Origin of the sequence: Deinococcus aetherius, assembly GCF_025997855.1 — a bacterium.
GTDB classification, from domain to species: domain Bacteria; phylum Deinococcota; class Deinococci; order Deinococcales; family Deinococcaceae; genus Deinococcus; species Deinococcus aetherius.
This window is the reverse complement of sequence record NZ_AP026560.1, coordinates 2,746,620-2,759,273: the sequence shown is the minus strand read 5'-3', so window position 1 is coordinate 2,759,273 and position 12,654 is coordinate 2,746,620. Positions and strand designations below refer to the sequence as shown.

Below are 12,654 nucleotides of genomic sequence, written 5' to 3'. Positions count from 1 at the left end.
TGGGCCCATGTCACGGGCTTTCGTGAAGGAAGACGGCGGCGAGCGGTGGATGCCGCCCGCCACGCCCCACGCCTACCGCGTCCTCTGGCAGGGCACGCGAGGCCCCGAGGTCGTCCACGAGAGCGACGACCTCCTCGCTGCCCTGCGCTGGCTGTCGGGTCGGCCCCAGGGCGATTTCGAGCTGCGCGACCACGCCGGGGCCCTGCTCGCCACCGCGTAGGCCCTCCCCCACGGGCACTACCAGTTCCCCTCCAGCGTGATCCTCGCCGCCCCCGCCAGGCTCTGCCCGGGCGCGAGGGTCCGCATGTCCACACCGGGCACCCCCCGCGCGGCGAGGTTGAAGGCGTCGGTCACGTGGGAGACGGGCTCCAGGGCCAGGCTGCCGTCCGGCGCGGTGAACACGACGAGGTGCGAGAACACGGCGTCGGCGGTGAGGGTCAGCGAGCGGTCCTGCCAGTCGAGCCGCGCGACCCCGTCCCACGCGGTATAGACCCGGTCCACCTTCCGCTCGCCGACCGCGCTGCCCGTCCGGTAGTCCTCCTCGGGCCGCACAGGGCGCGCGGGGCCCGTGGGGAGGCTGCGCTCGTCGGTGTCGTAGGTCAGCGCCGCGTCCACGGTGAGCCGGGGGTCCTCCCCGCCTTGCCGCCGGGCGAAGTAGGGATGCAGGCCCAGCCCGGCGGGCATCTCGGAGGTATCGGCGTTCGTCAGCGTCACGCTCACGTCGAGGTGCGGGCCGTGGAGGAAGTAGTCCACCCGGGCGGTGAAGGCCCACGGCCAGTTCACGTCGGGGAAGGCCCGGCTGTCGAAGTCACATCCGAGGTGGCTGTCCGAGACGCGGGTGACCTGCCAGGGCCGGTTCCGCACGTCACCGTGCTGGGTGAGCCCGTCCTTGGTCGTGACGCGGAGTTGAACCTCCCCGCCCCCGAAGGTGAAGCGCGCGTCGCGGATGCGGTTGGAGTACGGCAGAAGGGTGAAGCTCGCGCACTGGCTGCTCGTCTCCACGCTTCCCGGGTCCACCTCGCGCAGCACCGGGCGGCCCGAGGCAGCCCGCAGCCCCAGCACGCTCGCACCGAGGTCGGGCAGAACCTCCAGGGTCATCGCCGGGCTGGAGATGGTCTCGATGCGGTGGGTCACGACTCTCCCCTCGCCCGCGCCGCCTCGTACAGCAGGATGCCCGCCGCGACGGAGGCGTTGAGGCTCTGCACCCGGCCCCGGGTGGGGATGCGGACCAGGGCGTCGCACTTCTCGCGCACGAGACGGCGCAACCCCTCGCCCTCCGCCCCGATCACCAGGGCGACCTTGCCGCGCAGGTCGGTGCGCGCGAGGTCCTGGGCCGCCTCGCCCGCCGCGCCGTAGACCCACACGCCACCTCCCTTGAGCCCGTCGATCAGGCGCGGGAGGTTCTTCGTCTGGGCGACGGGGAGGTAGCTCGTGGCCCCCGCCGCCGCCTTGGCGACGACCGGGCTCAGGGGCGCGCTGCGGCGCTCCTCCACGACGACCCCGTGCGCGCCGAGCACCTCCGCCGAGCGGATGATCGCCCCGAAGTTGCGCGGGTCGGTGACGCCGTCGAGGAGGACGACCAGGAGGTCCTCGCCGCGCGACTCGGCCCGGTCGAGGATGTCGTCCACCGTGGCCCAGGAGAGGTCCTCGACCTCGGCGATCACGCCCTGATGTTGCGTGGTGCCCGCGATCTGGTCGAGTTCGATGCGCGGGGCGAAGCGCACCCGCACGTCGAAGGTCTTCAGGTCGCGCACGAACGCCTCCTCGACCCCGCGCGCCACGAGCACCTCCGTCACCCGCCCCTCCCGCAGGGCCTCCAGCACCGGATTCCGCCCGTAGAGCAACATGGGCCCAGTCTAGCGGGCAGGGTCTAGCGGGCGAGGTCGGGTCTAGCGCTCCCGCAGCCAGGCCCCGAGGTCCTCCGGGTCGAGGGGAGGGCAGACTGCGTGCCCCTGCACCGCGTCGCAGCCGAGGTCGCGCAGCAGTTCCAGCGCGGCGGCCGTCTCCACCCCCACCGCCGTGACCTGCCAGCCCAGGCGCCGGGCGAGGTCGAGGGTCGCCTCGACCAGGGTGACGCCGCGCGGGTCCCCCGGCAGCCGGGCGGTGAGGTTCGGGTGCAGCTTGATACCGGTCAGGGGGAAGCGGCCCAGGGTGCTCAGGCTGGTCGTCCCCTCCCCGAAGTCGTCCACCCACAGCCGCGCGCCGTGCTCGCGCAGGGTGTCGAGCAGGTCCAGCGTGCCCTCGCCGGGGTCGAGGAGGCACGCGGCGCTGACCTCCACGTCGGGCGCGGGGTGCCCCGCGAGGAGCGGCCACAGGCCCTCCAGAGGGCCGGGGCACCAGCGGCCCCGCAGGCTCAGGTTCACGCTCAGGCGCAGCCCCGGGTGGGTCTCCCGCCACGCCTGCCCCTGGAGGGCGGCCCGGCCCAGCACCCACTCGGCGAGCGGGGCCATCAGCCCGGCCCGGGCGGCGAGCGGCAGAACCTGGCTGGGGGGCAACTCGCCCAGGGCGGGGTGGGCCCAGCGCAGCAGCGCCTCGGCCGCCGTCACCCGCCCGCTGGCGAGGTGGAGCGTGGGCTGGTAGTGCAGGGTGAGGCCCTTTTCCTCCCCGGCCAGCGCCTCCCGCAGCGCCTCCTCCAGCCGGAAGGTGGCCGCCACCTCCTCGCGCATCCCGGGGGTGAAGGTGCTCGTCCCCGCGCGGCCCCGGCTCCTCGCGTGGGCGAGGGCGATCTCGGCGTTCGCGAGGGCCGCGCCGTCCGTGCCCAGGGACACCGGGGCCACGCCGAGCGCGAAGGTGAGGGGCACGGCCTGGCGCCCGGCGCGCACCGGGGCGGCCAGGGCCGCGCGCACGGCCCCCGCCAGCAGGTCCGCCGTCTCCGGGGGGCCCGAGTGCGGTAGGAAGAGGGCGAAGGCGTCGTCGCCCAGCCGGGCCGCCCGCCCGCCGCGCGCGTCGGCGAGGTCGCCCAGCCGGGCCGCCACCCCGATCAATAGGTGGTCGCAGGCGGTGCGGCCCAGCGCGGCGTTCAGGGCCCCGAAGCCGTCGAGGTCGAGGCACAGGGCGGTGCCCGGCGCCCCCTGCACCAGGGTCTCGCGCAGTCCGGCGCGGTTGAGCAGGCCGGTCAGGGGGTCGTGGCGGGCCCCGTGCCGCAGCCGCGCCTGGGCGTGGCGCAGGGCCGAGACGTCGCGCAGGGTGAGGAGCAGGCCGGGCGGGGCGCCGGGGTGCTCGCCCGGCAGGAGGGTGCCGCGCACCTCCAGGTGCCGCCCGCCGCCGTCGGGGCGCACCAGGAGCAGTTCGGTCTCCAGCGGGAGTGTCAGGCTCCCGGCCCGCAGGTCCGGGAGGGAGAGGGCCGCGCCCTCCGGGGTGTGCAGCCGGACGCCGAGGTCCCCCAGCGCCCGCGTGAGGGGCACGCCCAGCAGCCGGGAGGCCTCCAGCCCGAGGAGTTCGGCCGCCCGCTCGCTGACGAGCTGGGTGCGGCCCGCGTGGTCCACGAGCAGGGCCGCGTGGTCGCCGAGGGCGAGCACCCGCGCCGCCGCGCCGCCCCACCCGTCGCCCGGAGTGCCGGGGCCCGCCTCGGTCCCCGCCTCCACCACGAGCAGGGGGTCGGCGTTCTCCCGCGCCGCCACCTGCCGCACGCTCAGGGTGACGCTGCCCCCCGCCGCGAGCGGCACCCGCGCCCGGGCCGGGCCGCCCTGCGCCGCCTCGCGCACGAGGGCTTGCAGCGTCTCCGGGGGCGTCTCCGGGAAGCACGCCCACAGCGGCGAGCCGGGAAAGGCGGCGCCGGGCAGCAGGTCGTGCCAGCCCGGGCTCGCGTGCAGCACCGTGCCCCCGGGCGTGAGGAGCGCGGCGGGGGTGGCGTGGCCGCCCAGCAGCGCCTCCAGCAGCTCCGCCTGGCGGTGTTCGGCGGTCACGTCGCGCAGGGTCCACAGCACCCCCGCGCCCGCCCCCCCGAAGGAGGGCCGCGCCTCGCCGCGCACCCAGACCGTCCCGCGCGCCGCCGCCCCACCCGGGGCTGGCGGCAGGGGCTCGTCGGGCAGGGACACCGTGCGGCCCGCCGCCGCCTGGACGAGCCCCGCCGCGAGGGCGGGCATCCCCGGCAAGAGTTCCCTGAGGGGCCGCCCGAGCACCTGCGCGTCGCTCAGGCCGAGGAGTTCGAGAAAGGGGCGGCTGACCTGCCGGAAGGTGAGGTCGGCGCGCAGCCACGCGGCGGGCAGCGGGAACTGGGTGACGAGCACGTCCGCCTCCCGCCCGTCGCCGTCCCCGCGCGCCGCCCCCAGGAGCAGCGTCAGGAGGTCCGCCACGTCCGCCGGCGGCGCCGCCCCCTCGCACCACATCAGGCCCAGCAGGGTGCCCCCCCGCGTGAGCCACGTCAGCTCGCCCCCCTCCAGCCAGGCGTCGGGCGGCACGAGTTCGCCGCCGGTCTCCCGGGCAATCCCGTCGGCCCCCACACGCAGCACCTCCCCCTCCAGCGCCGTGAGCAGCGTCGCGCCGGGCGCGTACAGGCGCAGCACCTCGCGCAGGGCGGTGTGAAGGGTCGGGGGTGGGGCGGCCGGGGTGAGGCTGGACGTGTTCATGGGAAGGGGTGGAGTCTCCTGGGAATGGGGGTGGGGCAGATTCGGAGGGGCAGGGAACCGCGTCCCCTCTCCGCGTCGGCATCGTGCCACGCGGACTCTTACGTTCCCCGTGCAAACTCCCCTGTCAGGAGAAAAACCCGCGCCTGGCGACAAAAACCCCCACCCTTCATGGAGGTGGGGGGTGGGGTGGAGAACCGCTTACGCCTCCCAGTCGTCCTCGTCCGGGCGCTGCGGGGGCAGGGCGGTGTAGATCGCGGGGTCGCTGGGGTTGCTCGCGGCGATCACGCGCGCGATCTCGTCGGCGCCCGGCTCGGCGAGGACCCGCACGAGGTCGGCCGGGTTCACCGCCGTCTCGCGCACCGGCATCCCCCGCGCCGACGCCCAGCGCGTCAGCTCGGCGAGGGCCTGCGCGCCCGCCCGCCCGTAGTGCGGCCCGAAGGCGGGGACGGTCACGACGGCGCTGTCCCCGGCGACCAGCACGGCGCCGTACCGCGCGTCCCCCCGGTCCCCCTGCCGGTCGCGGACCAGGATCAGCCGCCCGCCCGTCAGGTCGGCCCCCTCCAGGTGCGTGAGGACGGCCTGCAACGTCTCCAGCGGGGCGCCGGGCACCCCGAGCGGGTCAGCGATCTGCATGGGGGCAGTGTAGCGGGGTAGTGTGGCGGGGGCCGCCGGAACGCTGGGCATGACATCGGGAGAGCCGCCCCCTCCTCCCCGCCTTCCTGTCCGGGGCGCGGGCGACGCTATCCTGCCCCCATGAAGCAGAAGCTCCCCACCCTGGTGTCGCAGGCGCGCGGCGGGCGCGTGGTGCGCACCCCCTTCCTCGACGGCGACGACCTCGACCGCCGCGCCCTCCAGGACGACGAGGTGAGGTACGTCATCGCGGGCGGCTTCCCCGACGCCCGCCGGGTGATCCTCACCCTGTGGCCCGCCCACATCCCCGAGGTGGATTCGGGGGTGACCGTCCTGCGCGTGACCCCGGGGGAGGGCGGTCCCCCCTGGGACCTCCAGGACTTCGCCGTGCACCTGCGCCGCCTGAGCCTGCCCGAGGACGGGCTCGGCGACCTGCGCGAGGAACGGAGCGGCTCGTTCCTGGTCGCCGCGACTGGCAAGGCAGCCCAGACCCTCGCTGGGCTGACCGAACTCGGGGGCCGCGAGGTCGAGGTCGAGGAAGTCGGCGAGACGGCGGGGCGGGGGAGCAAGACCCGCGAGGTCGTCGTCCCCTCCATGCGGGTGGACGTGGTCGGGGCCAAGGGCTTCGGGGTGAGCCGCGCGTACTTCCAGCAGGGCATCGAGGGGGGCAAGGTGCGGCTCAACGGGCAAGTCGCCCGCGCGAGCACCGAGATCCGGGAGGGCGACAGCCTCAGCGCCGAGGGGATCGGGCGCATCGACTTCAAGCGGGTGGTGAACGAGACCCGGCGCGGGAACGTGAAGGTGGAGCTGGAGGTGCACCGGTAAGTGGCTGGCCCCAGCGCTCCGACTCCCCACGCCCTGAGCACCTGTTTGAGAGGTCGGGCGCCGGGCTTCGATGACCGGACGGAGACGAGTTTTTAACTCCTCCCCCTGGTGGGGGACTCGTAGAGCTGCTTGCAGAGGCCGGGACTTGTAAAGCTCCGCAGGAGAGGGGGAACGCAAACGACACCCGAGCGCACTTTGGCGTCCATGAGGACCCTTTCCAGACACGCCCTGAGAGACCCTGCCCCGTGATCGACCTCCTCGCCCGCAAACCTACCCTCACGCCCGAGGAACTCGCCGCCGGGCTGGCTCCCAGCGCCCGCTTCCGGGACGTGCGCTTCGAGACCTACCGCCCCAATCCCGGGTACCCCAGCCAGGCGGAGGCCCGCGCGAGCCTCCAGGCCTTTCTCAAGGGGGCGCAGGTGCGGCCCGGGGGCTTCCGGCTCTTTCGCCGCGCCAAGCCCGAGGGGCGGGGCATCTACCTCGACGGGGGCTTCGGGGTGGGGAAGACGCACCTCCTCGCCAGCGCCTACCACGCCGCCGAGGGCACACGGGCCCTGATGAGCTTTCAGGACCTGATGTACGTGATCGGGGCGCTGGGGATGGGCCGCGCCGTCGAGGCCTTTTCGGGGCACGACCTCCTCCTGATCGACGAGTTCGAGCTGGACGACCCCGGCAACACGCACATGGCGAACACCTTTCTGGGCCAACTCATGCCGGGGGGCACGAGCGTGGTCGCCACGAGCAACACCGAGCCCGGGGCGCTGGGGCAGGGCCGCTTCAACGCCGCCGACTTCCAGCGCCAGATTCAGGGCATCGCCGACCGCTTCGAGACGCACCGGGTGGACGGCCCCGACTACCGCCAGCGCGGCACGGCCCCGGAAGGACCCCTCACTCCCGACGAGTTCCGGGCGTGGCGGGCGAGGCAAAGCGAGGCGACCCTCGCCCTCGTCGCGCACCGCGACCTCAACCGGCACCTCCTCGACGTTCATCCCAGCCGCTTCGCCAAGCTCCTCGCGGGGGTGGGCGCCCTCGGCGTGAGCGACCTCGCCCCCATGCCCGACCAGAACGTCGCCCTGCGCTTCGTCCACTTCGTCGACAAGCTCTACGACCTCGGCCTGCCCGCCGCCTTCACGGGGGCGCCGCTGGGGAGCCTCTTCAGCGAGACGTACCGCCACGGCGCCTACGCCAAGAAGTACAGCCGTTGCCTCAGCCGCCTCTCCGAACTGCTGCGCGAGGCGCGGGCGCTCATCTGAGGGAGGTCAGGGGCGCGGTTCCTCCCCGGCGAGCAGCGGCAGCCCCAGGGTGAAGCCCCCGGAGACGGGCGGCACGCTGGGGACGACCGTGACGGTGCCTGCCGCCCACTCGGCGTGAAAGGCCTCGCGCACCAGGGGGTTGAAGGCTCCCCCCGCCGTGGCGAGCGTCGGGCGTCCGGTGCGGCCCAGCACGACTCCGGCGAGCCGCGCGAGTTCCTGCCCCGCGCGGCGCTGGATGGCGAGGGCGTCGGGATCGTCCTGGCGGGCGGCCTCGTACACGGCGGGGGCGAGGCGGGCGACGGCGGCGCGGCCCTCCCCGTAGATCAGCGAGCGGATATCCCCCCACTCGCGGGTGCCCAGCGCCCCGAAGACGTGCCGCGCGAGCAGCGTCTCGTGCTGCCCGGCCTCGCGCTGACGCAACACCCGCCGCAGGCCGACCTGTCCCTGCCAGAACGCCCCGCCGAGGTCGTCGATCAGGTAGCCGTACCCGCCCGCCCGCACGACCTCCTCCCGCTCGGTGCGGTGGTAGGCGACAGCACCCGTCCCGGCGTACACCAGGGTCCCCGCGCCCGGCGCGAAGTGCGCCGCATAGGCGAGGTGCAGGTCGTCGGTCACCAGGAGCCGCCCGGCGGGCAGGGAGAAGAGGCGCCCCAGCTCCCGTTGCAGCCACGGCCGGTACTCGGTCTGGAGCCCGGTCACCCCCGCGACCACGGCAGACGGCGGGGTCGGCAGGGCGGCGCGCAGCTCGGCCAGGGCAGCCGTCATCTCCCGGCGGACCTTCGGGGCGGAGAGGTGACCCGACAGGGGGCGCAGGCGGCCATCCGCGACCGCCGTTCCGCCCCGGTCGTACAGCGCCCACTTCGTGCCGCTCGCCCCCATGTCGATGCTGAGAATCACGGCTGGCCTCCACGGGCAGGAGCGAGCCGCCTGGCGATGAACGTCACCCCACCCATAAACCTCAGCGACGCGCGTCGGTGCAATGAAATTGTCGTGCCTCCCGCAAAAGCGTACCGCCCCAGCCTCCGGGAGACTGGGAGCGGTGCTTATTTCCCGCTCAGATCAGGCTGAGCTGGTCACTCCCCTCCAGGTGCGCCAGGTGCTCGGGCAGCGCGCTCGGCTTCTCCATCAAGACCTGCTCGGCCTTATACGACGAGCGGACGAGGGGACCCGAGACGACCTCCAGGAAGCCCAGGCCCAGGCCCTCCTCCCGGATTTCGTCGAACTCGGCGGGGGTGACGTACCGCTCGACGGGAAGGTGGTGCATCGTCGGGCGCAGGTACTGCCCGAAGGTGATCACGTCCACCCCATGTGCCCGGCAGTCCTCCATCGCCTCCCGGATTTCCCCCCGCGTCTCGCCCAGGCCCAGCATGATCGAGGTCTTCGTGATCACGTCGGGGCGGCTCCTCTTGGCGTGCGCGAGGACCTCCAGCGTCCGCTCGTAGCCCGCGCGGATGTCGCGCACCGGGTGGGTCAGGCGCCGCACCGTCTCCAGGTTCTGCGCGTACACGTCCACGCCGCTCTCCAGCACGAGGTCCACGCAGTGCGGGTTGCCGCCGAAGTCGGGGGTCAGGGCCTCGACCCGCGTCTCCGGGTTCACCCGCTTGATCGCCTGCACCGTCTTGGCGAAGTGGTAGGCGCCGCCGTCGGGCAGGTCGTCGCGGTCCACCGAAGTCAGCACGACGTACTTCAGGCCCATCAGGCGCACGGAGTCGGCCACGCTGGCGGGCTCGTCGAGGTCGAGCCTGCCACCCGGGTTCCCGGTATCCACCGCGCAGAAGCGGCAGGCGCGGGTGCAGATGTGGCCCATCAGCATGAAGGTGGCCGTGCCGCGCGACCAGCACTCGCCGATGTTGGGGCACATCGCCTCCTCGCAGACGGTGTGCAGGCGGTGTTCCTTGACGATCTTGCGGACCTCGCCGAAGACCTGGCCCGTCGGGATGGTGACTTTCAGCCACTCGGGTTTCTTCTCGCGCACGGGCACGGAGTCCTTGCGGTAGATGCCGTTCTTGACGAATCTCGGTTCCTGCTGGGTCATCGTTCGCTCCCCGCCCCCGCGAGCGCCGGGAGCGTCCAGTCGTAGTTCTCGAAGGTGGTGTGGAAGGCGCGGGTGAGGGCCGCTCTCGCCTCGTCCACGCTGGCCTTCCCGCCGATGCCGCGCAGCTCGTACTCCCGCTCCACGCTCGTCATCTGCGTCCCGCTCAGGCCGCAGGGCACGATCAGGTCGAAGTGCCCCAGGTTGGTGGTGACGTTCAGCGCGAGGCCGTGCAGGGCGACGTTCCGCTGCACCGCCACCCCGAAGGAGGCGATCTTCTGCTCGTACTCGCGCCCGTTGACCTCGCGCGGGTCCACGTACACGCCCGCGTACCCGGGATTGGGCCGCGCGTCCGGGAGGCCGAGGTCGTGCAGCGTCTCGATCACCGCCCGTTCGAGCAGCCGCAGGAAGTCCTGCACCCGTCTCCCCACCGGGAAGATCGCGTAGGCGACGAGTTGGCCGGGGCCGTGGTACGTCACGTCGCCGCCGCGCTCGACCTCCAGCACCTCAATCCCCTGCGAGGCGAGGTACTCGCGCGTGACGACGATGTTGGTGCCCTCCTTCGCCTTGCGGCCCAGGGTGAGCACGGGCGGGTGCTCGACGAGGAGCAGGGTGGGCCGCCCGCCTGCCGCGACCCGCGCGTGAACGTCATGCTGCACGTCCCACGCCTCGCGGTAGGGGAGCACTCCCAGGTCCAGCACGTCGAAGGGAACGTCTCTCACGCCCCGGATTGTACGCCCGCCCTTCAGTGCTCAAGGTGCCCGAGGGCGAGATTGGCGGGGGGATTGACCACACCGGGTGGTGAATGGGGACAGACGAAGGCGCTCAGTCTGCCGGGCTGGTCGCAGCGTCGAGCAGGGCATCTGTGACCGGGCGGAGATGAAGGTCAACCTCGCCAGGGAACACGGGCCGATTCGCCAGGACCCACGCTGCCGCCGCGTCCCAGTCATAGGGCACGCGGCGATGCTGGGCGGACCATCGCCCGCGCCGCCGCCTCAGCAGGGTCCACCGCGCCCGGGGATCACCGTCGTTTTGAAAGCTCACCGAGCCGACATTGACGAGCAGGAGATTCCCAAGTGTGCGCACATACTCGCGGTGCGTGTGACCGACGAGCACCACCTCCACCCCGTCGGGGAGGTCCCGCCCCAGGCGGTTCTGAACTTCTCCAGCGTTCCAGTGGACGTAGGCTTGGCCGTTCCACTCCAGCATCAGGCTGTCCCAGGCGGAGGTGGGGGTGCCGTGGGCGGCAAGGACGGTGCCCTCGGCAATGGTCGCGGTGAGGGGGAGGGTGGCGAGCCGGACACGTTCGGATTCCGGGAGACGTTCGGCGAGCCAGGCCTGAAGTCGAACGTGCGCCGGGGCGAGCGCCTCGGCGGGCATGGTCAGCCGCTCGTCGTTGTTGCCGCGCACCTCGACGGCATTCAGAGACTGTTGGAGGTCGAGGGCCCGCCGTGGGTCCGCCTGTCCCCAGACCTGATCGCCCAGGTTGACGATCACGTCGGGCCGGAAGCGCTGCATGTCGGCGACGACGGCCCCGGCGGCGAAGGCGTTGCCGTGAACGTCCGTAAGGGCGGCGACGGTGAGGTCCTGGGGCACGGTTGAGTGTATTCGTCCGGTCGCCGCCCTACCCTGGGCCATGCCCGAACTCGTTCGCCCGTCGGAGAGGTACAAGACCAGCTTCATCGAGGCGGTGAGGGAGGCCCAGGCGAGCGGCAGCGGTCTGGGAGACACCCTCACCTGGGAGGTGGGTGATCTGGAGGCCGACTTCGGCGCCTTCCTGACCCACCTGCGCCGCTTCGAGCCGCCGAACGTTCCGCCGGAAGGCTTCGTGAACTCCGAATACCTGTGGCTGGTGGAGGGGGAGACGTACCTGGGCCGCGTCAGCATTCGCCACAGCCTCAACGAGCGGCTGCGGGAGTTCGGCGGGCACATCGGCTACGAGGTGCGTCCCTCGGCGCGGCGGCAGGGGCACGCCACCCTGATGTTGCGGCTCGCGCTGGACCGCGCCCGCGAACTGGGGCTGACGCGGGTGCTCGTCTCCTGTGACGTGGACAACCTCGCCTCCCGCCGCGTCATCGAGGCGAACGGTGGAAAGCTGGAGGGCGAATTCAGGCTGGACTTCCACGAGAAGCCCATCCGGCGGTACTGGATCGAGCTGTGACGGGGACGGGGAGGTCACTCACCCCTCCTCCCACGGCCTCCCCTCCACCCCCGCCACCCGCGCCGCGAGGTCATAGGCGACCGCCAGCCCCAGCGTGTCGGCGAGCGGGCCGCCGAGGAGGAGGTGGACACCGGGCGCGACCTCCTCGTGGGTGGGGGGAGCGTCCGCCCGCCCCCCGGGCAGCGCGAGCCACGCTCCCGGCACGTCGGCGAGGCTGCGGCCCACCTCCAACGCCTCCGTGGCGAGGGGGGGCAGGGCGTCCATCAGGGTGACGAGGTCCTCCAGCGTCTCGCGCCGCACGCCGACGGGCACGCCGGTCAGCCGTCCCCCGGTGGGCACGTAGCCCTGGGGGTCGCGGTGGTGGACGGGCGGGATCAGGGTGAAGCCGCCGCTGACCGGGCGCAGGGTCAGCCCGCCCGCGCGCAGGGTGGGGGTCCGGTCATCGCTGGGAGTGTTCAGCCGGGGCGTCTGCCGGTACGCCCGCCCGTGCGCCGTGTGCGCCCCGAGGTCTTGCTCGGCGGCGGGCGGGCCGTCCGCCCCCAGTGCCACGATGGTCACCCCCGCCCGCACCTCGCGCGTCTCGTGGGTGACGACCTCGTGGGTGTTCGTGACGGTGAGGCGGTCGAGCCGGACGCCGCCGGGGAGGAGGTGGGCGTGGGTGTTCAACAGCAGGTCGGCGCCCGCCCGCACGGCCCCCTGCCCGCACGCGAGGGCGACGGAGCCGGGGCGGTAGGTGGCCGCCTCCTCGTCCACCCGGGCGAAGGGGAGGGCGGCGGGGTTGATCAGGGCGGCGGCCTCCGGGAAGCGGGCCAGGGTGGCGGTGGTGGACCTCCCTCCCGGGACCGCCCCGGCATGGAGGTCGAGCAACGGGCGGGGCTGGAACGGCAACGGGCCGAGTTCCCCTGCGACCTGGGCGTTGACCCACCGCGCCTCGGATGCCCGACCCGCTGGCACGTCGAGAATCGTCCACACCCCCGGCGCGAGGATCGTCGCCCCCTCCTCGTTGGGGAGGCCGCCGCGCTCGACGATCAACAGGCGGCGATCCGGGGCGAGGCGCCGCAGGAAGAGGGCGCAGGCCGTGCCCATCCGCCCTGCGCCGAGGACCACCACGTCGTACCCGGTCTCCGTAAATCTCTGCCCGACGTGCGCCCACACGCGCCCCGCCTCTCCCGCTCCCGTGCCCAT

General features: G+C 73.5%; 13 protein-coding genes. 4 read left to right on the top strand and 9 right to left on the bottom strand.

Features of this window, described 5'->3' with window-relative positions:
- Positions 1-7 precede the first annotated feature (7 nt).
- Positions 8-220, top strand: coding sequence for a hypothetical protein (locus DAETH_RS14095; RefSeq protein WP_264775509.1), 213 nt, complete (start codon positions 8-10; stop codon positions 218-220).
- A 17-nt stretch (positions 221-237) separates the two neighbouring features.
- On the opposite strand, the gene DAETH_RS14090 is transcribed toward DAETH_RS14095, so the two are convergent.
- From DAETH_RS14090 to DAETH_RS14075, 4 genes are all read right to left on the bottom strand, one after another.
- The gene (locus tag DAETH_RS14090; protein WP_264775508.1) at positions 238-1,134 is read right to left on the bottom strand and encodes an aldose 1-epimerase; all 897 of its coding nucleotides are present in this window, start codon (positions 1,132-1,134) and stop codon (positions 238-240) included.
- Positions 1,131-1,847, bottom strand: a complete 717-nt coding sequence (gene rlmB, locus DAETH_RS14085; RefSeq protein WP_264775507.1) for a 23S rRNA (guanosine(2251)-2'-O)-methyltransferase RlmB — start codon at positions 1,845-1,847, stop codon at positions 1,131-1,133. The genes DAETH_RS14090 and rlmB overlap by 4 nt, the downstream gene beginning before the upstream one ends.
- Positions 1,848-1,889: 42 nt before the next feature.
- Positions 1,890-4,568, bottom strand: coding sequence for a sensor domain-containing protein (locus DAETH_RS14080; RefSeq protein WP_264775506.1), 2,679 nt, complete (start codon positions 4,566-4,568; stop codon positions 1,890-1,892).
- Positions 4,569-4,766: 198 nt separating this feature from the next.
- Positions 4,767-5,201 (bottom strand): DUF3197 domain-containing protein, encoded by a 435-nt coding sequence (locus tag DAETH_RS14075; RefSeq protein ID WP_264775505.1) that lies wholly within the window; start codon positions 5,199-5,201, stop codon positions 4,767-4,769.
- A gap of 120 nt (positions 5,202-5,321) precedes the next feature.
- Here DAETH_RS14075 and DAETH_RS14070 point away from each other — a divergent pair, with 120 nt between their 5' ends.
- Both DAETH_RS14070 and zapE read left to right on the top strand, forming a co-directional pair.
- On the top strand, positions 5,322-6,023 hold the full coding sequence (locus DAETH_RS14070; RefSeq protein ID WP_264775504.1) for a S4 domain-containing protein: 702 nt from the start codon (positions 5,322-5,324) through the stop codon (positions 6,021-6,023).
- A gap of 245 nt (positions 6,024-6,268) precedes the next feature.
- Complete coding sequence (gene zapE / locus DAETH_RS14065; RefSeq protein WP_264775503.1) at positions 6,269-7,276, top strand: cell division protein ZapE; 1,008 nt, start codon at positions 6,269-6,271, stop codon at positions 7,274-7,276.
- A 6-nt stretch (positions 7,277-7,282) separates the two neighbouring features.
- On the opposite strand, the gene DAETH_RS14060 is transcribed toward zapE, so the two are convergent.
- The 4 genes from DAETH_RS14060 to DAETH_RS14045 all read right to left on the bottom strand — a co-directional run bounded on the left by DAETH_RS14060 (position 7,283) and on the right by DAETH_RS14045 (position 10,904).
- On the bottom strand, positions 7,283-8,173 hold the full coding sequence (locus tag DAETH_RS14060; protein WP_264775502.1) for an N-acetylglucosamine kinase: 891 nt from the start codon (positions 8,171-8,173) through the stop codon (positions 7,283-7,285).
- 157 nt (positions 8,174-8,330) lie between these two features.
- Complete coding sequence (lipA, locus tag DAETH_RS14055) at positions 8,331-9,311, bottom strand: lipoyl synthase (RefSeq protein WP_264775501.1); 981 nt, start codon at positions 9,309-9,311, stop codon at positions 8,331-8,333.
- Positions 9,308-10,030: a lipoyl(octanoyl) transferase LipB gene (gene lipB / locus DAETH_RS14050; protein WP_264775500.1), complete on the bottom strand. Its 723-nt coding sequence runs from the start codon at positions 10,028-10,030 to the stop codon at positions 9,308-9,310. The genes lipA and lipB overlap by 4 nt, the downstream gene beginning before the upstream one ends.
- 103 nt (positions 10,031-10,133) lie before the next feature.
- Positions 10,134-10,904, bottom strand: coding sequence for a metallophosphoesterase family protein (locus tag DAETH_RS14045; RefSeq protein ID WP_264775499.1), 771 nt, complete (start codon positions 10,902-10,904; stop codon positions 10,134-10,136).
- Positions 10,905-10,944: 40 nt separating this feature from the next.
- On the opposite strand from DAETH_RS14045, the gene DAETH_RS14040 reads away from it, so the two are divergent.
- Positions 10,945-11,469: a GNAT family N-acetyltransferase gene (locus DAETH_RS14040; protein WP_264775498.1), complete on the top strand. Its 525-nt coding sequence runs from the start codon at positions 10,945-10,947 to the stop codon at positions 11,467-11,469.
- Between the two features lie 18 nt (positions 11,470-11,487).
- On the opposite strand, the gene DAETH_RS14035 is transcribed toward DAETH_RS14040, so the two are convergent.
- Positions 11,488-12,654: an FAD-dependent oxidoreductase gene (locus DAETH_RS14035; RefSeq protein WP_264775497.1), complete on the bottom strand. Its 1,167-nt coding sequence runs from the start codon at positions 12,652-12,654 to the stop codon at positions 11,488-11,490.